The organism is Companilactobacillus bobalius, assembly GCF_002179915.1.
Classification (GTDB): Bacteria; Bacillota; Bacilli; order Lactobacillales; family Lactobacillaceae; genus Companilactobacillus; species Companilactobacillus bobalius.
The window spans coordinates 134722-155398 of record NZ_MYFM01000004.1 but is presented as its reverse complement, the minus strand read 5'-3'; the positions used below and the strand labels follow the sequence as shown (position 1 = coordinate 155398).

Genomic DNA, 20677 nt, shown 5'->3' with positions numbered 1-20677 from the left:
TGGAGGATAAAATTTTGGAACAGAAAACTATTTCACCGGCTGTAAAAAATTTTATGGACGAAATCACAAAAAAAGCCAGTCAAAGTCATGCTGACTGGGCAAAGGTTTTTAATGTGACTTATGCAAATACTTTGGAAACAACGGTTAAAAAAATTTCTGACAATGACATATTTATTTTGACAGGGGATATTCCTGCTATGTGGCAAAGAGATTCAACTTGTCAGATACGTCCGTATCTGGTAATGGCACAAGCAATTCCAGAAATTTCTGATTTTATTAGAGGTGTAGTTAAGCGTCAGTTCTTCAATATGAATCATGATCCATATGCAAATGCTTTTAACAGTGAACCTAATAATGCTGGTCATCACAAAGATCATACTAAGATGACACCTTGGATCTGGGAGAGAAAGTTTGAAATAGACTCTCTCTGTTTTCCAGTTCAATTAGCCTATTTACTTTACAAAAATACTGGTAGAACGGATCAATTTGATGAAAATTTTGTAAGTGGAATTCGAAAATTATTGAATGTGTTTGAAACGGAACAACATCATACTAAAAAATCGGAGTATCGATTTGAACGTGATGAAGATAGATTAGAAGATACTTTAATTAACGATGGAATGGGTTCGCCTGTTGCAGAAACAGGGATGATTTGGTCTGGATTTAGACCTAGCGACGACGCATGTGTATATGGATATTTGGTACCTGCTAATATGTTTGCCGTCCTTATTTTGGACTATATTCAGGACATTTTCAGTACGATTCTTGATGATAAAAAGATTGTAAATCAAGCTAAGAAGATTCAAGTAGAAGTTAAGAATGGTATTGAAAAGTATGGTACAACGACAAATAAAGCTGGAGAGAGAATCTATGCTTATGAAACTGACGGCCTAGGTCATTATTTAATTATGGATGATGGTAATGTCCCTAACTTGTTGAGTACACCTTATTTACACTACACAGCCATGGATGATCCAACCTATTTGAATACAAGAAAAACAATTTTGAGTTCAGAAAATCCGTATTATTATGCTGGAAAGTTTGGCAAAGGCTTGGGTAGTCCTCATACACCCAAAAATTATATTTGGCATATTGCACTTGCCATTCAAGGATTGACGCAATCAGATAAAGATGAAAAAGAGCGTCTTCTAAACAATATGGTAGCCACAACTGCAGGTACTAACATGATGCATGAAGGTTTCGATGTTGATGACCCTAATAAATTTACTCGTGAGTGGTTCTCGTGGGCTAATATGATGTATTGCGAACTATTTTTGAATTATTTCGACTATAAAATTAAAGAATGATGAGGGATGATAATGCTTAAATTTCCTAATAATTTTCTCTGGGGTGCAGCAGCGTCCGCACCACAAACAGAAGGACATAGTCTTTTGAACGGTAAATCAGCGACAATTTGGGATAAATGGTTTGAAATGAATCCTGAAAAATTCAATAACAATCAAGGTCCAAGTGATACTTCTAATACCTATGAAATGTATCATGAAGATGTTCTCGATATGAAGAAAATCGGTATGAACTCATATCGAACATCGATTTCATGGGCCAGATTGTTACCAGATGGAAAAACATTGAATTCTGAAGCAATCAAATTTTACCGTTCGTACTTCCAAGATATGTTGGACAATGATATTAAACCAATAATTAACCTTTTTCATTTTGATATGCCTTGGTGGCTAATGGAAAAAGGTGGTTGGGAGAATCGTGAGTCGGTAGATGATTTTGCATTCTACGCTAAGACGGCCTTTGAACAATTTGGAGATTTAGTTCACGATTGGACGACTTTCAATGAACCTATGGTCCATGTCGAATGTGGATATTTGTATGGATTTCACTATCCAGCAATCGTTGATATGAAAAAAGCTGTTCAAGTTGGTTACCATACTTTGATGGCTCATGTTATGGCTACAAAAGCCTTCAGAGATAGTAAGGTTAAAGGTAAAATCGGAATAATTTTGAATGTGTTGCCAGCCTATTCAAGAAGTGAAAGCAGTGAAGATCTAAAAGCTAAGGCAGCCTCAGATTTGTTGAATACACGTAGCTTTTTGGACCCAGCCGTTTTAGGAAAGATTCCTGAGGAACTGGTTGATCTATTAAGTGAAAACGAGTTGTTGCCAGAAGTAGAACCTAGCGATCAACAAAATATTAAAGAAAATACCGTTGATTTTATTGGAATTAATTATTATCAACCTAGAAGGGTCCAAGCACCAACTAATCCTAAAGTTCCAGCCAAAATGCCCGAAGATTTATATGAACCATATGACTGGCCAGATAAGAAAATCAATCCATATAGAGGTTGGGAGATTTATCCTAAGGCACTTTACGATATTTCAATTATGATGCGAGACGATTACAAGAACATTCCTTGGTATGTCAGTGAAAATGGAATGGGAGTCGCCGATGAAGAAAGATTTATGAATGATGACGGTATGATCAATGATCAATATCGAATAGACTTTATCAAAGAGCACCTAGAGCAGTTACATAAAGGAATTGAAGCTGGAAGTAACTGCTTTGGTTATCATATGTGGACCTTCAACGATTGTTGGTCTTGGTTAAATGGTTATCGAAATCGTTACGGTTTTTATCGAGTTGATTTGAATAATCATTTTAAGAGAACTGTAAAGAAGAGTGGGTTGTGGTTTAGAGAATTAGTTGAAAATAATGGATTTTAAGTAAAAAAGATGTCAAACATATACGAAATGTTTGGCATCTTTTACTATCTTGAAGATTATTTAAGAATAATGATGGTCCCAATACCAGCAATAGCAAGGAAGATTGCAATTATGGTACTGGTCCACAAAGTAGGGAGCATAAAAGGTGAAGGATCTGTATAATTACCCTTTTTCAAACTCTTAAAGGATCGAGATGTTGCATAAAACTGATAAATTGAGAGCATGATTAACAATAGTCCAACGATAATACCAAGCACTCTAATCAGCCCCTTTTTAAAAATTTATTGATTTGATTTTAACTCCGATGTATCAAAAATACGAGTTGCTAGTTTTGAAAATGACCAAATGTAAACATTGACTTATGTAATTTAGATTGTTATTTTTAGAAAATACGTTGAATTATTTTAGAACACGCTTTCATAAATGGATGTAACTAGCATTATAATAAATACTATAATGAAGGTAGAAATATTAAAGATGGAGAAAAATTTATATGGCAATACAAATTTTGTATCAAAAAGTTGCCGACGACATTAAAAAAAATATCTTGTCAGGGAACTATGCAGTTGGATCTTTAATACCGACTGAGAATGAATTAGAGACTAAATATGAAGTTAGTAAAATCACCGTCAGAAAGGCTGTTGAACAGTTGGTATCTGAGGGTTATTTAATCAAAAAAAGTGGTATTGGAACTCGAGTTATCAGTAATAATCTTTTTAACAAGTTATCTAAAGCTAGATCATACAGTTCTATTGTCAATGAGCAAGGGATTCTGTCCAAGAAAATTCTTCAGGTTGAATTAATCAATGCAAGCGAAACTCCGTTAAGTGAATCTTTTAAGAATCAAAATATTTTATATATTAAACGTTTGTATTCATTGAATGACAAACCCTTTATCGTTGTTAATCATTACTTACCTATGCTGAAGGCACCGGATGAAATTGAAGAACTTGAAAATCAATCACTTTATACATTTTTAAAAAATAGTGGCCGCGAAATCAGTAGTTTTAAAGATGCTTTTAGTGCGGTTAATTTAAATTTAGAAGATCAGAGATTGTTGGGTAAAACTGAATCACTTGCTTTGAAGCGAATAAGACGTGGTTATGATAATAAAGGAAACTTAATTGAATATACAATTTCTATATATGATAGTAATAAAATGCCATACGAGATTGAATATGAAATTTAATTCTCTTTATTTAAGCGTTTACATCATAACATTATAATGTTATGATGTTTTTGAAAAAAGGAGGGTACGAAATGGATAACCTAGTAAGTTTTTTAAATGCTAAAATTTTACCGTTTGCCAATAAAATGGGTAACCAACGCCATATGACGGCTATCAGAAAGGGAATTATTTCCACACTACCACTAACTATCGTGGGTTCGTTCTTCACATTAATAAATAATATCCCGGTCGAATCAGTTGCTAATATGTTATCGCCTTATAAAGAAATATTAGATATACCTTTTCGATATACGGTCGGAATTTTAGCTCTTTATGCCACATTTGGAATTGCTTCATCACTAGCTGAAAGTTATAAATTGGATAAATTAACTAATGGTGTTTTAGCAGTTTTAGCATTTCTTGTTTCAACAGCAGCACCAATTCACGTTATAGACAATGTAAAAGGTGTAATTGATGCTGGTAGATATATCAATATCGCGAATCTCAGTGCTTCATCACTATTTGCTTCAATCGTTACAGGATTACTGACAGTCGAGATTTATCGTTTCTTTAAAGTAAAGAACATAACTATCAAAATGCCAGATGGAGTTCCACCTGAAGTTTCCAATTCATTTGTAGCATTAATTCCAGCTGCGTTTATCTTACTTTTCTTCTGGATCGTACGTTACTTGTTAGGTTTCAATATTGCAGAGTTCTTAAGCATGATTCTAATGCCACTAAAAGGGGTCTTAGTTGGTAACAGTCTTTTCGGTGGGTTACTAACAATCTTCCTAATCACAGGTTTTTGGACATTAGGTATTCACGGTGCCGCTATTATGGATCCAATTGTTAGACCATTCTGGGAAATGTCAATTGCTCAAAATATGACAGAATTTGCTTCAGGTACTAGTGCACATCACCTTTCAACAATCTTCACTGAACAATTTCTACAATGGTTCATCTGGATCGGTGGTGCCGGTGGTACTTTAGCTCTAGTAACATTGTTCTTATTCTCAAAATCAGCTTATCTAAAAGATTTGGGTAAATTAGCTTTCTTACCTGGACTATTCAATATTAATGAACCAATCGTTTTCGGTGCTCCAATCGTTATGAACCCAATCTTGGGTATTCCATTTATCGTAGGACCATTGGTAACCGGAACATTATCTTACATCTTAACTATTACCGGAGTTGTACCAATGATGATGATGAGATTACCGTTCACAGTTCCTGGACCATTAGGTGCTTTGATGAGTACAAACTGGAGTATTCCGGCGTTCATCTTAACTTGTGTCAACTTCTTGATTGATCTAGCAATTTACTATCCATTCTTCAAAGTCTTCGAAAAACAACAATTAGAAAAAGAATAAATTCAGAGGTGATTATATGATTATTTTTCTATTCCTTTTAATATTTTTTATTGCGAGTGAAGTATCAGTTCAAAAGGGCATCATGCCTAAATTTATAAAAAAATTATCAGCTGGAAAATTAATTTTATTTTCACTACTGACGATTCTGGGATTTGCGGTGATCAGTTTCTTCATTAAACAGACCGTTATCCTAGTACTTCTAAGTACGATTTACTTATCAATTGTGATTTCAAATTACTATATGAACGGATTTACCAAGATGGAAAGAGGGAAAAAGATATGACCAAACGAACTTTAGGCGTTTCGCTTTATCCAGATCATAGTGATTTGAATGAAGATAAGAAATATTTGGAATTAGCTAGTAAATATGGTTTCAGCAGAATTTTCATGAGTATGTTGGAAGTTTCTGAAGGTAAAGAAAAAGTGGCCGCCAAATTCAGTGACCTGATCAATTTTGCCAAGGGTTTAGGCTTCTCGACAACACTTGATATTGCTCCTAATATTTTCGATCAGTTAGGAATTTCTTATGATGATCTGTCATTCTTCCATGAATTAGGTGCGGAATCATTGCGTCTTGATCAAGGATTTGATGGGCAAAAAGAAGCATTGTTATCATTCAATCCTCAAAAAATGAATATTGAGTTAAATATGAGTAATGATGTTGCTTATCTAAATAATATTTTGAGTTATTCCGCTAACAAACCTTTTATCCAAGGATGTCATAACTTCTATCCTCAACGGGGCACAGGTTTGCCGCTAGATTTCTTCATCAGTGCTTCACAACGTTTCAAGAATCAGGGTATTGATACAGCTGCTTTTGTGACTTCACAAGCAGGTAAGATTGGACCTTGGGATATTAATGATGGCTTACCAACATTGGAAATGCATCGTGATCTTCCAATTGAAATTCAAGCTAAACATCTATTCGCAACCAACTTGATTGACTGCGTGATCATCGGAAACGCCTATGCATCAGAAGCTGAATTACAAAAATTAGGTGCTTTGAATCGTTATCAAATAACTTTCGACGTTGAATTGGCAGAAGATATCAATGAAGTTGAACAAGAGATCCTTTTGAACAATCAACACGTTAGACGAGGCGATATTACTGATTTAGTGATTCGTTCAACTGAAGTTCGTAAGAAATATAAAGATTATGACAATCCAGTCGTGGCGACTCATAAATTTGAACGTGGTGACGTTGTGATTGGTAATGATGATTTTGGTAAATACAAAAATGAGTTGCAAGTTGTATTGCAAGCTCACAAAGATATTCGTAAAAATAAAGTTGCTGAAATTTCCAAAGACGAACTATTCTTATTGGATTACATCGGACCTTGGGACAAGTTCCAGTTTGAGGGGTAGAAAAATTGACTAGTATATATATCAAAAATGGGAAAGACGTTGATAATAAACCACTAGAAGTGTATATCGTGGATGACAAAATTAAAGAGATTGGAACTCACTTGGATGTAGAGGCTGACTCAATCGTTGATCTAAAAGGTGAATCTTATATTAGTGCTGGCTGGATCGATGATCACACACATTGTTATGAAAAATTATCGTTGTACTACGATGATCCTGACAAAGATGGCTACACCACTGGTGTAACAACCGTTATTGATGCGGGATCAACTGGTGCTGACAATATCGGTGATTTTTATCAAATAACTAGAAGTAAAAAAACTAATGTTTACGCCATGATCAATATCTCAAAGACCGGTATCTTGGCTCAAGATGAACTAGGCGATATGAATCGGATTCAATTCGAACCCTTCCAAAAAGCAGTCAATGACTATCCTGATTTCATCATTGGCATGAAAGCCAGAATCAGTAAATCCGTCGTTGTTGGTAATGGGGTTAAACCTTTAGTTGAAGCCAAAAAATTTCAAAAACAATTGAATAAAGATTTGCCACTGATGGTCCATGTAGGAACTAATCCACCAGATTTATCTGAAGTCATGGAAATAATGGATAAAGGCGATATCATGACTCATTGTTTCAATGGTAAAGAGAATGGAATCGTAAGTTCTGACGATGCTATTAAGCCATTCGTCAAAGAAGGCTTAGCTAAGGGAATCATTTTCGACATCGGTCACGGAACTGACAGTTTTAACTTCCGTACTGCAGGAATCGCTACTGAAGATGGCATAATTCCACAAAGTTTGAGTACCGATATTTACCATACTAATCGTGAAAATGGTCCGGTTTATAACATGGCTACTTGTATCGAGAAGATGCTTTATGTTGGTTATCAATTAAAACAAGTTTTACCTATGATCACAACTGCCCCAGCCAAGAATTACAAGTTAACTTCTAAAGGCGAACTGGCTGTTGGTAAAGACGCTGATATCACAATCTTCAATGTGAAAAAAGGTAAGAAAGAGTTAACTGATTCTAATGGAAATAAACGTACGACTGATACTTTAGTAGAGCCAATTTACAGTGTTGTCGGCGGTCAATTATATTCAATAGGAGATTAAGATGGATATTTATGAGAAATACAATCTAAAACACGTAATTAATGCCGATGGGAAAATGACTATTCTAGGAGTCTCGAAAGTTTCAGATGACGTAGTTGCGGCTCAAAAATTGGGAGCCCAAAATTTCTTTGAAATGGCTGATTTGTCAGTCCAAACGGGTAAATATTTAGCTAAATTAATCGGCAGTGAAGATGCATTGGTAGTGAATTCAGCTTCAGCCGGAATTGCGGAAACTATTGCCGGTATCATCGGTCAAGGAAGTAAATATCACTTATATCATCCCTACACTGAAAAAATTACTAAACGTGAGGTAATCCTTCCTATGGGACACGATGTCGATTATGGAACGCCAGTAGATGTCATGCTTGGTGTGGCTGGAGCTAAGATGGTTCAAGCCGGTTATGCCAATATGTGTAAACCTGAACACATTGAGATGCAGATAAATGATCAAACTGCGGCTGTGTTGTACATCAAGAGTCATCACACGGTTCAAAAGAGTATGTTGTCGATTCCCGAAGCTATCGAAGTGGCACATCGTCACAACTTACCTTTGGTTCTGGACGCTGCAGCTGAAGAGGACATGTTGAAATATATCAAGATGGGAGCTGATGTGGTGATTTACAGTGGTGCCAAAGCTATTGAAGGTCCAGCATCAGGAGCCATCTTTGGAAAAGAGAAGTATATCAGATGGGCTCGCATGCAAGGTGCCGGAATTGGTCGTTGTATGAAGATCGGTAAGGAAAATATTATCGGATTAACTGCCGCAATCACCAAGTATCTTGAAGAAGGCACGGAAACAGGCAAACAGATGATTCAACGATTAGAACCATTTGTTAAAGATTTATCTGAGTTACCCGATGTTGAAGTTGAGATTGTTCAAGATGGAGCTGGCCGAGACATTTATCGTGCTGACGTCAAACCAGTTGGTAAATTAACTGCTAAAGAGATCTGCGACCAATTACGTAACGGTGAAATTGCTATTTATGCACGTGAATATCGCGTTAATGAAGGTATTATCGAATTTGATATCAGATCTGTTAATTCAGAAGAAATGAAACAAATTATTTCAAGACTAAAAGAAATCCTCGGAGGAAAATAAAATGACTTTACTACCAAATTATTTAGAAAACGGAATTTGTTTAAATGTTTTAGCTAATTCAGTTCAAAATGCCAAAGACTGTTATGAAGCTGCGCAAGGACACGTCGTTTTAGGAGTATTGACTAAAAATTATCCTAGTGATGAAGCCGCAATTGAAGATATGAAGTTGTATAAAGCTGAAATCAACAACGCTGTTTCTGTTGGTCTTGGTGCCGGTGATCCTAAACAAAGTGGCATGGTAACTCGTGTTTCTAAAGTTATTCAACCTCAACACGTCAACCAAGTTTTCACAGGTGTAGGTTCAACTAGAGAAGCACTTGGACAACACGAAACCATTATCAATGGTTTGGTTTCACCTACTGGAAAAGTTGGCGTAGTCAATATTGCTACTGGTCCTTTAAGTAGTCAAACAACGCCAACAGAAGTACCGATCGAAACTGCCATTGCTTTGCTAAAAGACATGGGTGGATCATCTATTAAATTCTTCCCAATGAAAGGTTTGGCCCACGAAGAAGAATTTAAAGCAGTAGCTAAAGCTTGTGCCGAAAACGACTTTGATCTTGAACCAACTGGTGGTATCACTTTAGACAACTTTGAAGAAATCGTTAAAATTGCAGTTGATGCTGGTGTAAAGAGAATTATTCCGCACGTATACAGTTCAATTATCGATAAGGAAACAGGCAATACTAGACCAGAGGACGTTGCTAAGCTCTATGAAATAATTAAGAAATTCTAAGAGGTTGAAAAATGCATATATTAGCTTTTGGTGAAGTCATGTTGCGCTTTACTGTAGCTGACAAAATGATGTTGGAGCAGTGTGATAATTTACATATAACCACTGTGGGAACGGGTGTTAATTTACTAAGCAGCCTGGCCCATTTCGGATATGATACTTCAATTTTGACGGTTCTTCCGGATAATCCGATTGGTAAAAAGGCCGCCGCAGATTTAAGAAAATTGGGTATTTGCGATAATAAAATAATCTATCAAGGTAAAAGTATGGGAAGCTTTTTCGTTGAATTAGGACAGGGAGCACGGCCAGAACGTGTCACGTATCAAGATCGATTGTCGAGTTCTTTCAGTCAAATGTCAGTTGAAGACTACAGTTTTGAAAAATCTTTAGCCGGAGTAGATATTGTTCATATTTGTGGGATAGCTCTTAGTTTGACAAAACAAACTCGGTTAGCAGCACTGAAACTTGCCAAAATGGCTCATGAAATGAAAAAAATCGTTTGTTTTGATTTCAACTATAGAATGAGTCTAAATGAGAATAATACACACGAAGCAATGAAAGCACGTTATCAAGAGATACTGCCTTATGTTGATACCATTTTTGGCAGTAAAAGAGACCTAACAGATCTGTTGGATTATCAAGAGACAGATGAGAAGAAACTCTATCAACAATTTTGCCAAGATTACCAAATTAGTTTTTTTGCAGGAAGTAGACGAACTTTTGTAGATGATAAGAAGTATTTTGAGGGCTTCCTATTTCATCACGATAAGATTTATGAATCATCTCCCAAGGAATTGAATATTCTGGATCGAATTGGCAGCGGGGATGCATTTGCCAGTGGAGTGATTACTGGTCTGTTGGAAAAATGGGATTTTGTGGATACTCTAGAATTTGCGATAGCCAACTCAGTATTGGCACAGGCTTCCATGAATGATTCACCAATCTTTGAAAAACAAGATATATTTAATTATCTCGATAATAAAGGAACTAATGATTTAATTCGCTAAAAAAGGCCGATGGATTCTAATGATTTAGAATTCGTCGGCCTTTTTTGGTACATTATTTAAAAATTGTTAGTAACAATAATGTAATACTTGCAATTATATCTGTGCTATTGAATAAAATATGAGCTACTATTGGAACCCAAATATTATTACTTAACAAATAACTGAGTCCTAGTATGGCACCAGCTACTACATATGGACCACTAGCTAAGAAACTGCCATTGAAATTGTAATAATGGGAAAATCCAAAAAGTATACTTGATACGATTAACATCAATATTAACAATAATTTATTAGATTTGAAAACGTACATACCTTCATGTCTGTAAGTTACCTCTTCAACGAAAGCAACCATAATATTGTTGGCACCTGCCAAAACTGAAAAAAGTAATCCAATAATTGATTTTGTTGAAAAAGCGTAATTAGTAATTGGTTTCGATGGAATGAATTGATTAAATATAGGATGTGTTGCCATAATGACTAAATATACTAATATTAGTGTCAATATAGATAGAAGAATGTTCTTTATCTTATTACTTTTAAATAATTTCCAATCCCTAAGTAATAAATCCCCCTTTGTTTTAATAATTATGAAAAATAGTAACAAAAACCAAATAATTGGAAAAACAATATATACATATGGATTTCCTTTGGATATAAATCGAGCAAAACTAAGTACTATTAGGGATAGTAAAAAAATAGAACAAGTTGAAAAAAATGATTTTATCTGACTGTTCATTGATTATTCCTCCTAATTTAAATTTAGTAAGATTATAGCAGGATTAAATAAGTTTTCTAGATTAATTTTTATAAAAATAATTCATTTCATTTACTAATTTTTTTCTATAATGTTGATTAATAAAAGTTTATCAATCATATAGACCTTGTTCTTTTATAGATGTAAATCATTGTTAATATGTTAACATCTAGTTTTAAAAACTAGATGATAAATTAATTAGATGCTATAATGAAGTTCATAAAATTGTTTAAGAGGATTTATGATGAAAATTTCAAGAAGATATAGTATTAGGAATGAAGTTTTTAGTGCATTAACGCATGGTATAGGCATTGTACTGAGCTTATTAGGATTTATTTTCCTTATCAGAAAGGCGAATGTAGACGGATCATTAATTGAGTATGTGTCCTTTATAATATATGGAATATCTTTGTGTACTTTGTACACTTTCTCAACCCTTTTCCACAGTTTATATTTTACGAAAGCTCGTGAGGTATTTAGGGTATTCGATCATAGCAGTATATACATTTTGATTGCAGGAAGCTATACACCCTTTAGCTTATTAGTTATTAAAGGTTGGTTAGGAATATCAATGATAATTGTCATTTGGATTCTAGCAATTATGGGTATTGTAATTAATTCGGTTTATCCAGGAAAATTAAAAAAAGTAGAAACAATAATTTACATATTCATGGGATGGTTGTGTATTTTAGGTGGAAAACAAATATGGAATAATCTTGGTAGTCAAGGTTTCTTCCTATTACTCTTTGGTGGTATATCATTTACATTAGGCGCAATTTTGTATAGTTTGAATGGCATAAAGTATGCACATGTAATTTGGCATATTTTTGTACTTATCGGAACAATGTTGATGTTTTTCTCAATTTATTTATATATTTAAATGAAGCAATTTGAAGGGCATGATTACAGAAATTTATATGTAATCATGCCCTTCAATATTTATGCATTAATTCAATTTCTATTTATTGTAATTTTTTTCATGAACAAACAATAAAGTGGTAAATAGAATCTAAAGGTTGAGAAAGCGTTTACGCTGATTAATTAATCCCTTATCATCGAAGTATAGAAAATGAAAAGGGGATAAGAGAATGGCTAAAAGAATTGTCGCTGTCACCGCTTGTGCTGCCGGGATAGCTCACACTTATATGGCTGCTGAAGCAATTGAAAAAGCAGCTAAAGCGATGGGTTATGAAGTTAAGGTAGAAACTGATGGTGCTATGGGTGCCGAAAATAAATTGACGTCTGAAGATATTGAGAATGCTGATTTAGCAATTATTGCCGCAGATATCAAAATAGATCCAATTCGTTTTACCGGTAAAAAGTTATTAATTGCTAGTTCTAATGATGCAATCAATGATGGAGAAGCCTTGATTAAGAAGGCCGAAAAAGAAGCTACTGTTTTTGGTAAGAAGGGTAGCAAAGTAGGTAAGATTCAAATCGGTAACAATAAAGAAAAAACAACTTTCTTTACACATGTTATGAGTGGTATTTCTTATATGATTCCTATGGTTATTGCTGCCGGACTTATTTTAACTATTGCGAACTTATATGCTTTCCAAAAAGATGATTTGGGAAGAATTGTTAAATGGGGATTTGATACAAAAACTTCAATGGGAATGTTAATGTCTAACCTATTCCAAGTTGGTCAGGTTGGTTTCAAATTAATGATTCCATTATTTGCAGGATTTGTTGCTATGTCAATTGCTGATAAACCTGCTATGGCCCCCGCAATGATTGGAGCCTACATTGCTAATGATGCTGAGTTATTACATGCAAAAGCTGGTGGTGGATTTATTGCTGCTTTACTAATTGCATTTATTGTTGGTTATTTTGTTAAATTATTAAAGAAAATCAAATGGCCTAAGATTATTCAGCCAATTGTTCCTATTATGATTATTCCAGTTATAGCGACATTATTTATTTCGTTAGTAGTATTTTATGTAATTGGTAAGCCAATCGCCGCGGGTATGGATGGCCTGTATTCATGGCTAAATTGGATTAATAAGAATTCAAGTAGTGCACCAATTATTTTGGGTGCTGTTATTGGTGCCATGATGGGATTTGATTTAGGTGGTCCTGTTAACAAAACTGCTTTGATTTTCGGGACGGCCGTATTTACAGATACAATGGCAAAGTATGGCCCCATGCATGCGAACTTCGTTCCACAAACAGCCTCACAAGCTGCTATTTCAGTTGCTCCATTGGGTGTTTGGTTAGCCTCAATTATTTGGAAGAATAAATTCTCTAAAGATGAAAAAACAGCTGCTAGTGCTGCTTTAGGTATGGGCCTAGTTGGAGTTACAGAAGGTGCTATTCCATTTGTTGCTGCAGATCCTATCAGAATGATTATTGCTAACGTTGCTGGATCAGCTGTAGCTGGTGGATTAGTTGCTGCAACAGGGTGTAAGTTCTATGGAGGAATTGGTTCTCCATTGGGAACATTTATTGGATATATTGAACAACCGATTCCGTTTATCACATGGATATTATGTGTATCTGCCGGAATTGCCGTAACAGCGTTAATAATTGGTCTTACTAGAAGTGATGCCGTTATTGAAGCTGCAAAGAATGCTGAATAGTGTAGGTGTAAGTATGGATAAAGAAATTTTTAATAAAGAAAATATATTTTATGATCAAAGTAGTACAACACAAGATGATGCCTTTAAAAATATTGGTAAATTTGTGGCTGAAAAAGGTTATAGCAATTCAGCAAATGCCTTCTATGAAGGTCTAAAGACACGTGAAGCGGAATCAACAACTGGTTTTAAAGATGGGATTGCTATTCCACATAGTAATGATGATAGTGTAGAAAAGCCAGGACTATTTTTGATCAAGTTTACTAATGGTATCGAATGGAATGCCTTAGATAATAAACCAATTAAGGTGGCCTTTGTCTTGAGTATTCCTAAAAACGGATCAACAGAACATTTAAAATTATTAAGCAAAATTGCTAGAAAATTAATGGATGATGAATTTAGACAAAATATTCTTGATAGTAATGATCAAGATGTTCTATCTGAAGCAATTAATCAAATTTAATTTCAAAAAGGGAGATTATTTGATTCTCCCTTTTTTACTAGGAAGGTAAATTATGAAAAGAGTACATGTAATTCAGCATACACATTGGGATTTCGAATGGTATTTCACTCGCAATGAAGCCATGGTTCAGTTTGTTTATCATATGGATGAGGTGTTTGAAGCCTTAAAAAATCAAGTCGTTGACTATTATTTACTAGACGGTCAAATGAGTATTTTAGATGATTATTTGGACGCATATCCAGAAAAAAAATCAGAACTAAAAAAATGGGTCAAAGCCAAAAGACTATTTATTGGTCCTTGGTACACACAAACTGATGAGCTTATAGTTACTGGTGAATCGATTATAAGAAACTTAAGTTTAGGTATGAAACTAGCCGATGATTTGGGTGGCAGTCAACGAATAGGATACTTGCCAGATTCATTTGGACAAGGCGCCGATATGCCTAAAATTTACAATGGTATGGATATTTATAATGCTCTATTCTGGAGAGGACTTCCTAAAGAGGAAACTAGTAATCGTGAATTTAATTGGCAGTCGGAAGACGGATCTGAAGTCACAACGATCAATATAAAAGATGGTTATTTTGTTGGAGTTGGATTAATTGATGATGATAATACCGAGAATGTGATGAAGACGGTTATCGCCGATGCGTCTCTGGATGATATTGCTTTGCCAGTTGGAGGAGATCAGAGATATGTTGACTATAATTTGAAAGATCGAATTGCGTTATATAACGATGAATTAAAGAACAAAAATGTAAAATTATTTGAAAGTAATTATCCTAAATTATTTGAAGCTGTGAATAAAAGTAAAGCTAAATTGGATAACGTTTCAGGTGAATTTATTACTAGTTCTGTTTCTAAAATACACCGATCAATTTATTCTTCACGTTACGACCAGAAATATTTGAACGATAAAGTAGAACGTCGCATGATCTATCAGTTAGAACCTTTAATGGCAATGGCAGACAGAATAGGAATACCATATAAAAAGTCATTATTGGACAAAATTTGGAAACTAGTTGTTCGAAATCACGCTCACGATAGCGCGGGTGGATGTAATAGCGATAAAACCAACCAAATTATTTTGGAGAGACTTAGAGAAGTAGACCAACTATCTTACTCCACAGTGGATTATTTAGTTCGTAAAATATCAGAATCAGAAGAAAATAAACAAGCTAATGATTTAACATTTTTCAATACCTTACCTTTTGCAGTAAAGAAAAATATTCATTTTAAAGTATCGCTAAAAGAGAAGAATTTTAGAATTATTAACGGCGATAAACCAGTTGATTGTGATGTAGTAAGGATTACAAGAAAGTATTGCGGTCAAATAAAACGTGATGAGAGTCAGTATGAAGATAAGGATTATTACCATGTTTTTGATTGTGTAGCAAATATTGAGATACCTGCTTTACAGTGGACTAAATTATCCATTGAGTCCTTAGATGATGAGCATGATTTAGTAACTGAAACTACAAAAAAGAAGATTGAGAATGACGCTTTTCAAATAGAATTCAGTAACGGAACTTTGAATCTAATGAATAAAAAAACACATGAGAAAATAGTGAACTTCTTAGAGGTTGTTGACGATGGTGATGAAGGTGATACTTATGACTACTCGCCAGCTTATAATGATATGACGCTTGAATTAGATTTCAAAGATGCACAAGTGACATGTAATAAAGGGAAACAATTTCAATCAATGCAATTAACTGGTGCTTGGAATTTACCAGTTGATCTAAAAGAGCGTGCTACAAAAGAGTTAAACGGTAAAGTAGCGTACAAATTAACTTTGACCTTAGATAGGAATGATAACCTGATTAAGAACCATCTGTTAATCGACAATAAGGTTAAAGATCACCGCATGCGCGTGATTTTTAATTCTAATATGAAAACACAGAAGTACTCATATGCAGATACAGCCTTTGGTTATATTCAAAGACCAGTAGTAGATAGGCATCTCTCCAATTGGAAAGATGCTGGATTACATGAAGAACCAACTTCGATATATCCAATGTTGCATTGGACTAATCTGCATGACGACCAACAGAGTTTTACCGTTATGTCTAAAGGTATCAAAGAATACCAAATGATTGGCACAGGGTTTAATAAAGTGGCATTGACTCTGTTTAGATCAGTAGGATTCTTGGGACGTCCTGATTTAATTAGACGCCCAGGTGTGGCTTCAGGAAATCAATTCACATATATCCCAACACCCAACAGTCAGTTACAGGAAGAATTACATTTTAAATTTGCCGTTTCTTGGGATGAGATATTTGAACCTGCTCAAATAATGAAACAATTTCAAATTTATGCTATTACTAATCCTTATTATCAAGTACAAGGCATCAATCAGTTTACTAATACATTAAAATATTTTGTTATGCATCCTTTGAATAAACAACTTCAAAGTAAACCTTTCTTAGAAATTAAAAACGATCAGTTAATATTTAGTAGTTTAACGGAATCTAAAGACAATGCTGGTTGGTTATTACGTGTTTACAATCCTAATAAATTTAAAATTCAGGGTGATAGTATAATTAAATTAGATAGTGAAAGCACTATCAGTTTAACTAACTTTACCGGTGTATTAATCGAAGATTTAGGACTACAAAGGGACGTTTCTGTGGGTAAGTTTGCACCAGGTGAAGTTAAGACTATAAGGATAGAGAAAGGATTTTAATGTCAGATAAAGTAGATGATTTATTTCTTTTAATTGAATCAAAACGCAATACGTTAACAGCAGTGGAGCAAATTATTGCGGATTACTTTATTAGTAAAAGAAAAATTCTAAGTATAAGTGAACTGGCACGAAAAATATCGGTATCACCACCATCGATTACTAGGTTTAGTAAAAAGTTGGGTTTGAATAATTATAAGGAATTAGTTTTCTTATATAAGATGTCTTTGAGTGATCAAACCCAAGATGCTAGCTTAATTTCTACTCCCGTAACGGCCAGTTACCACGCATTGGCTACCCGTAGTGATGCTTCATACAGGAGTGAAGCAGTTAAAAATTTTTGTGATATGATTTACTCCACTAGAATTATATTATTCTGGGGATTAGGATTTAATTCCTTTGCAGGACAAGATTTTGAGTTTAAATTTACACGTTTAGGAAAATTTATTCAGGTGTATAGTGATCAACACTCAATTTCGCTTTCAGCAAGTTCACTAAGAAAAAATGATGTTGTATTGATATCTTCTTTAAGTGGTGAAGATCCTGATATTTTGGAGGCTATTAAACAGGGAAAAGAGAAAGGTGCTCATTTTTTACTGATTACAACAAATGAAGATTCACCATTTATAGATTATTGTGATGAAACAATTTATGCGGCCAGTTTTTCTTCGAATGAAGCCCTAGGAAATATTTCTCCACAAATTCCAGTATTAATCCAATTGGATATTATTTATTCAAAGTACGTTAGTATGCATCGAAAGAGTGTTAATAAATGGCTAGTATCTGAGAACATCTTAAAAGGGTAAAAAACATCAAAGTCAATCGGCTTTGATGTTTTTTATTCTGTTCTGAAATATTTGAGAATATTCGTATAATTTTTTTCGATGTCGGCTTGATAGACTTGCTTCTTGTTGAGAATCTTATATAAGTAGTTGAAAAGTTGTTTGTAATCATCGTTTTTGTCGTTAACTATGACTATTAAAATAAGGTAAATATCCGTTTTATTTAATTTTAAGGGAGTTTTTAGGTCAACAGCAAACATTCTACTAAAATCAGTTTCGTTAACTGCGTGAGGTAGAGCAACGTGATTGATCATAAGTTGATTGCCTTCTTCTTCACGATTCAATAGTTTTACAGACATCTTTTGATCTAGTTGTCCTTCGTCAATAAAGTACTTAAGAACATTCTTTAGTACTTTGAAGTAATTGTCGGATCTATTCTCATAGAATAGATAATTTTCTTTAGGCAACATTTGGGTAAGATTATTGTGAAAATAGTTATCACTAACTAGTTTTTTAAGTCGGAAAATAGTTGCTTCATCAATTAAACCATTGATAACAACATCTGGGGTATGTTTAAGACCATCATTAAAGCCATTGGTAACTAGAATATCATACGATTCACTTGTAACTTGTTTATTGAATTCATCAATATTGAATACACTAGTCATAGATATATTACCGACGGAATCGGTAATTAAATTTTCATTGATATATGCAATTGATCGTTGTGCCGTATACATTAAAATTCTTACGGGTTTAATGGATGTCCTAATTTCCATGCAGTTAATAATGTAAAGAGCTAGAAAATCACTATTTATTAAAATTGATGGATCATCCTTTTTTATCTCAGCTTGTAAATTTTGAGCCATTTCGAAGGCAAAAGGTTCTTTTTGTTTTAAATCGCTCATTTGTTTCAATAAAAGATTGGAAATAAACGTTGGAAAAAGATTGTATCTTTTTAAATGTGTCGCAATATTTTGAGCCAAACGTTTTTTGGAAAGTTTGATAGAGAAATTCTTTGAAACTAATTCAATTTGATTTTCGATAGTTGATTCTTTAATATTTCTGAGTAAATCCCGTTTATGATTGTAGAAATCGTCAAAATTAGCTGAAGAAATTAATGATATTGCCTGTAATTGTGCAGCTGATTGATTATCGGTTAGATACTCTCTCAAATCTTTTGGAAAAGTATTCTTTAAAATGTTCGAGTCGGTGTCTTTAGGGATTACTGATATTAAATAGGCTAATAAATCAACTTTAGTAGCAAAATACAAATCGACAGAATAACCTAAGCCTACTTTGGATTTTATCTCAAGAATGTCTTTATTGCGTTGATTAATTCTATCAATACTATTGGTAATATCAGTTTTTGATAGAAACGACTTGTCCATTAATTCATCAATACTTAGAAAGTCATTTGTCAGCAAATAATACAGAATGTTGCGTTCTTGATTTTCAAATTGAGTAATTAGTTCCTGAAATTGAGAATAATTATGAATTTCTAAGCTGTATTTTCCCTCAGAATTGATAACAGCTGTATTTTTAACAGATAATTCCTGATTTAATGCGCTTATATCTCTAATTATTGTCCGTCGAGAACTATTGACCTCTTTGGACAGATATTCTCCACTATGATCTTGATTCCAGAGCAGTAGCAATATTTGTACTTGTCTAGCATTAAGCATAATTTTTAGTTGAAACTATTCTTCAACCGTTTTAATCCCTCCTCTAGTTTTGATTTAGGGCATGCGATGTTCATTCTAAGGTAGTTGGAGTCACCATAAGTAGAACCGGGCATAATTCCAACTTTTCCGACATTAATCATTTTATCTTGTATTTCTTTCATACTCATATCCACTTTGGAAATATCGATCCAAGCTAAGTAAGTTGCTTCAGGTTTAGTAAATTTAAAGTCGGGTAAATTCTCAACCAAAAAGTTTTTTACTAAATCCATATTTTTATCTGTATAAGCAACTAATTGATTTACATAATTGAGTCCATCTTCACTGTATGAGGCCATTTGAGCATACATACCTAAAATACTAACTGACGATAGGGCGTTTTTAGATTTTAATTCAACAAGAAATTGTTCTCTTAATGTTTTATCGGGAACTAAAATATAAGAACCAATTAATCCAGGGGTATTAAAAGTTTTTGAACCTGAACAACATAAAACGGTATTTTCTGTTGTGATGCTGGTAATTGGTGTGTATTGAGCTTGAGAATAAACAATATCTTTGTGAATATCATCAGATATTAAGAATACATTGTTTCTTTTACATATGTCATTAATTCTGTTCAATTCAGTTTGAGAGAAAACTTTACCAGTTGGATTATGTGGATTAGTTAGTAAAAAAATCTTAGTTTGTTCTTGTGATAAAACTGTTTCTAAACTATCCCAATCAATTTGATAATCTTGCTGTACACTACCTAATCTGACGGGAGCCAAATTACGTTGATTTGATTCAATTACCTTGTAAAAAGCATCATACATTGGCGTAAATGTAGCTACGGTTTCGTTAGGCTTTGAGAGCATTCTGATAAAGGTACTAATACTGAAAACGACACTAGGACTATAAACAATCCATTCTGGATTGATGTCTACATTATTCATTGTTTTGAACCAGTAGACAATACTGTCTTTATAGTCGTCATGGTTCCAACGGGAATAACCATAGATGGGATGTTCAATACGTTTTTTGAGAGCCTCTTGTACGGAATCGGGAACGGCAAAATCAGTGTCGGAAATTGAGAAGGGAAGTATATCATTTCTGCCAAAACGGTCGGCAATATAATCCCATTGGGTACTGTAAGTGTTCTTTCTATCGATTACTTGATCAAAATCGTACTTTTTCATAATTTGTTC

General features: G+C 34.0%; 20 protein-coding genes. 16 read left to right on the top strand and 4 right to left on the bottom strand.

Annotated elements, in window-relative coordinates; translation table 11 throughout:
- The first annotated feature begins 14 nt into the window (after positions 1–14).
- Complete coding sequence (locus LKACC16343_RS07380) at positions 15–1307, top strand: glycoside hydrolase family 125 protein (RefSeq protein ID WP_411762957.1); 1293 nt, start codon at positions 15–17, stop codon at positions 1305–1307.
- Between the two features lie 12 nt (positions 1308–1319).
- Entirely contained in the window at positions 1320–2693 is a 1374-nt protein-coding gene (locus LKACC16343_RS07375) for a glycoside hydrolase family 1 protein (protein ID WP_082604611.1), read from the top strand.
- Positions 2694–2749: 56 nt separating this feature from the next.
- Here LKACC16343_RS07375 and LKACC16343_RS07370 read toward each other — a convergent pair whose 3' ends face one another.
- Complete coding sequence (locus tag LKACC16343_RS07370) at positions 2750–2950, bottom strand: hypothetical protein (protein ID WP_056954934.1); 201 nt, start codon at positions 2948–2950, stop codon at positions 2750–2752.
- Between the two features lie 236 nt (positions 2951–3186).
- Between LKACC16343_RS07370 and LKACC16343_RS07365 the strand changes: the two genes are divergently transcribed.
- The 8 genes from LKACC16343_RS07365 (at position 3187) to LKACC16343_RS07330 (ending at position 10553) form a co-directional block, all read left to right on the top strand.
- On the top strand, positions 3187–3882 hold the full coding sequence (locus tag LKACC16343_RS07365; RefSeq protein WP_056954931.1) for a GntR family transcriptional regulator: 696 nt from the start codon (positions 3187–3189) through the stop codon (positions 3880–3882).
- Positions 3883–3953: 71 nt separating this feature from the next.
- Positions 3954–5231 (top strand): PTS sugar transporter subunit IIC, encoded by a 1278-nt coding sequence (locus LKACC16343_RS07360; RefSeq protein ID WP_056954929.1) that lies wholly within the window; start codon positions 3954–3956, stop codon positions 5229–5231.
- 16 nt (positions 5232–5247) lie between these two features.
- A complete protein-coding gene (locus LKACC16343_RS07355) occupies positions 5248–5514 on the top strand; it encodes a hypothetical protein (protein ID WP_056954927.1) in 267 nt (88 codons plus the stop codon).
- On the top strand, positions 5511–6596 hold the full coding sequence (locus LKACC16343_RS07350; RefSeq protein WP_056954925.1) for a DUF871 domain-containing protein: 1086 nt from the start codon (positions 5511–5513) through the stop codon (positions 6594–6596). The genes LKACC16343_RS07355 and LKACC16343_RS07350 overlap by 4 nt, the downstream gene beginning before the upstream one ends.
- A 5-nt stretch (positions 6597–6601) precedes the next feature.
- On the top strand, positions 6602–7714 hold the full coding sequence (locus LKACC16343_RS07345; protein WP_056954924.1) for an amidohydrolase/deacetylase family metallohydrolase: 1113 nt from the start codon (positions 6602–6604) through the stop codon (positions 7712–7714).
- Position 7715: 1 nt separating this feature from the next.
- Entirely contained in the window at positions 7716–8813 is a 1098-nt protein-coding gene (locus LKACC16343_RS07340) for a DgaE family pyridoxal phosphate-dependent ammonia lyase (RefSeq protein WP_056954922.1), read from the top strand.
- Position 8814: 1 nt separating this feature from the next.
- The gene (dagF, locus tag LKACC16343_RS07335) at positions 8815–9549 is read left to right on the top strand and encodes a 2-dehydro-3-deoxy-phosphogluconate aldolase (protein ID WP_056954920.1); all 735 of its coding nucleotides are present in this window, start codon (positions 8815–8817) and stop codon (positions 9547–9549) included.
- A gap of 11 nt (positions 9550–9560) precedes the next feature.
- A complete protein-coding gene (locus LKACC16343_RS07330; protein WP_056954918.1) occupies positions 9561–10553 on the top strand; it encodes a sugar kinase in 993 nt (330 codons plus the stop codon).
- A gap of 52 nt (positions 10554–10605) precedes the next feature.
- On the opposite strand, the gene LKACC16343_RS14325 is transcribed toward LKACC16343_RS07330, so the two are convergent.
- Complete coding sequence (locus LKACC16343_RS14325) at positions 10606–11025, bottom strand: CPBP family intramembrane glutamic endopeptidase (RefSeq protein WP_158106624.1); 420 nt, start codon at positions 11023–11025, stop codon at positions 10606–10608.
- Between the two features lies 1 nt (position 11026).
- Here LKACC16343_RS14325 and LKACC16343_RS14320 point away from each other — a divergent pair, with 1 nt between their 5' ends.
- The 6 genes from LKACC16343_RS14320 to LKACC16343_RS07300 all read left to right on the top strand — a co-directional run bounded on the left by LKACC16343_RS14320 (position 11027) and on the right by LKACC16343_RS07300 (position 17835).
- A complete protein-coding gene (locus tag LKACC16343_RS14320) occupies positions 11027–11281 on the top strand; it encodes a hypothetical protein (protein ID WP_158106623.1) in 255 nt (84 codons plus the stop codon).
- 267 nt (positions 11282–11548) lie between these two features.
- On the top strand, positions 11549–12187 hold the full coding sequence (gene trhA, locus LKACC16343_RS07320) for a PAQR family membrane homeostasis protein TrhA (RefSeq protein WP_056954914.1): 639 nt from the start codon (positions 11549–11551) through the stop codon (positions 12185–12187).
- A gap of 208 nt (positions 12188–12395) precedes the next feature.
- Positions 12396–13886: a PTS fructose transporter subunit IIC gene (locus tag LKACC16343_RS07315; protein ID WP_056954912.1), complete on the top strand. Its 1491-nt coding sequence runs from the start codon at positions 12396–12398 to the stop codon at positions 13884–13886.
- Between the two features lie 13 nt (positions 13887–13899).
- On the top strand, positions 13900–14346 hold the full coding sequence (locus LKACC16343_RS07310; protein WP_056955192.1) for a PTS sugar transporter subunit IIA: 447 nt from the start codon (positions 13900–13902) through the stop codon (positions 14344–14346).
- 52 nt (positions 14347–14398) lie between these two features.
- Positions 14399–17032 (top strand): glycoside hydrolase family 38 N-terminal domain-containing protein, encoded by a 2634-nt coding sequence (locus LKACC16343_RS07305; RefSeq protein ID WP_056954910.1) that lies wholly within the window; start codon positions 14399–14401, stop codon positions 17030–17032.
- Positions 17032–17835 (top strand): MurR/RpiR family transcriptional regulator, encoded by an 804-nt coding sequence (locus tag LKACC16343_RS07300; RefSeq protein WP_056954908.1) that lies wholly within the window; start codon positions 17032–17034, stop codon positions 17833–17835. Before LKACC16343_RS07305 ends, LKACC16343_RS07300 begins: the two co-directional genes overlap by 1 nt.
- A gap of 32 nt (positions 17836–17867) precedes the next feature.
- Here the strand turns inward: LKACC16343_RS07300 and LKACC16343_RS07295 are convergent, their stop codons facing one another.
- Together LKACC16343_RS07295 and LKACC16343_RS07290 are read right to left on the bottom strand one after the other, a co-directional pair.
- On the bottom strand, positions 17868–19496 hold the full coding sequence (locus LKACC16343_RS07295) for an HTH domain-containing protein (protein ID WP_056954906.1): 1629 nt from the start codon (positions 19494–19496) through the stop codon (positions 17868–17870).
- Between the two features lie 5 nt (positions 19497–19501).
- A complete protein-coding gene (locus LKACC16343_RS07290) occupies positions 19502–20668 on the bottom strand; it encodes a MalY/PatB family protein (protein ID WP_056954904.1) in 1167 nt (388 codons plus the stop codon).
- Positions 20669–20677 lie beyond the last annotated feature (9 nt).

What these genes read in the sequence shown, in the direction of transcription:
- LKACC16343_RS07375 (WP_082604611.1), top strand. Translation starts at nt 1,320, where the DNA reads ATGCTTAAATTTCCTAATAATTTTCTCTGGGGTGCAGCAGCGTCCGCA.
- LKACC16343_RS07365 (WP_056954931.1), top strand. Translation starts at nt 3,187, where the DNA reads ATGGCAATACAAATTTTGTATCAAAAAGTTGCCGACGACATTAAAAAA.
- LKACC16343_RS07360 (WP_056954929.1), top strand. Translation starts at nt 3,954, where the DNA reads ATGGATAACCTAGTAAGTTTTTTAAATGCTAAAATTTTACCGTTTGCC.
- LKACC16343_RS07355 (WP_056954927.1), top strand. Translation starts at nt 5,248, where the DNA reads ATGATTATTTTTCTATTCCTTTTAATATTTTTTATTGCGAGTGAAGTA.
- LKACC16343_RS07350 (WP_056954925.1), top strand. Translation starts at nt 5,511, where the DNA reads ATGACCAAACGAACTTTAGGCGTTTCGCTTTATCCAGATCATAGTGAT.
- LKACC16343_RS07340 (WP_056954922.1), top strand. Translation starts at nt 7,716, where the DNA reads ATGGATATTTATGAGAAATACAATCTAAAACACGTAATTAATGCCGAT.
- dagF (WP_056954920.1), top strand. Translation starts at nt 8,815, where the DNA reads ATGACTTTACTACCAAATTATTTAGAAAACGGAATTTGTTTAAATGTT.
- LKACC16343_RS07330 (WP_056954918.1), top strand. Translation starts at nt 9,561, where the DNA reads ATGCATATATTAGCTTTTGGTGAAGTCATGTTGCGCTTTACTGTAGCT.
- LKACC16343_RS14325 (WP_158106624.1), bottom strand. Translation starts at nt 11,025, where the DNA reads ATGGCAACACATCCTATATTTAATCAATTCATTCCATCGAAACCAATT.
- LKACC16343_RS14320 (WP_158106623.1), top strand. Translation starts at nt 11,027, where the DNA reads ATGACTAAATATACTAATATTAGTGTCAATATAGATAGAAGAATGTTC.
- trhA (WP_056954914.1), top strand. Translation starts at nt 11,549, where the DNA reads ATGATGAAAATTTCAAGAAGATATAGTATTAGGAATGAAGTTTTTAGT.
- LKACC16343_RS07315 (WP_056954912.1), top strand. Translation starts at nt 12,396, where the DNA reads ATGGCTAAAAGAATTGTCGCTGTCACCGCTTGTGCTGCCGGGATAGCT.
- LKACC16343_RS07310 (WP_056955192.1), top strand. Translation starts at nt 13,900, where the DNA reads ATGGATAAAGAAATTTTTAATAAAGAAAATATATTTTATGATCAAAGT.
- LKACC16343_RS07305 (WP_056954910.1), top strand. Translation starts at nt 14,399, where the DNA reads ATGAAAAGAGTACATGTAATTCAGCATACACATTGGGATTTCGAATGG.
- LKACC16343_RS07300 (WP_056954908.1), top strand. Translation starts at nt 17,032, where the DNA reads ATGTCAGATAAAGTAGATGATTTATTTCTTTTAATTGAATCAAAACGC.
- LKACC16343_RS07295 (WP_056954906.1), bottom strand. Translation starts at nt 19,496, where the DNA reads ATGCTTAATGCTAGACAAGTACAAATATTGCTACTGCTCTGGAATCAA.
- LKACC16343_RS07290 (WP_056954904.1), bottom strand. Translation starts at nt 20,668, where the DNA reads ATGAAAAAGTACGATTTTGATCAAGTAATCGATAGAAAGAACACTTAC.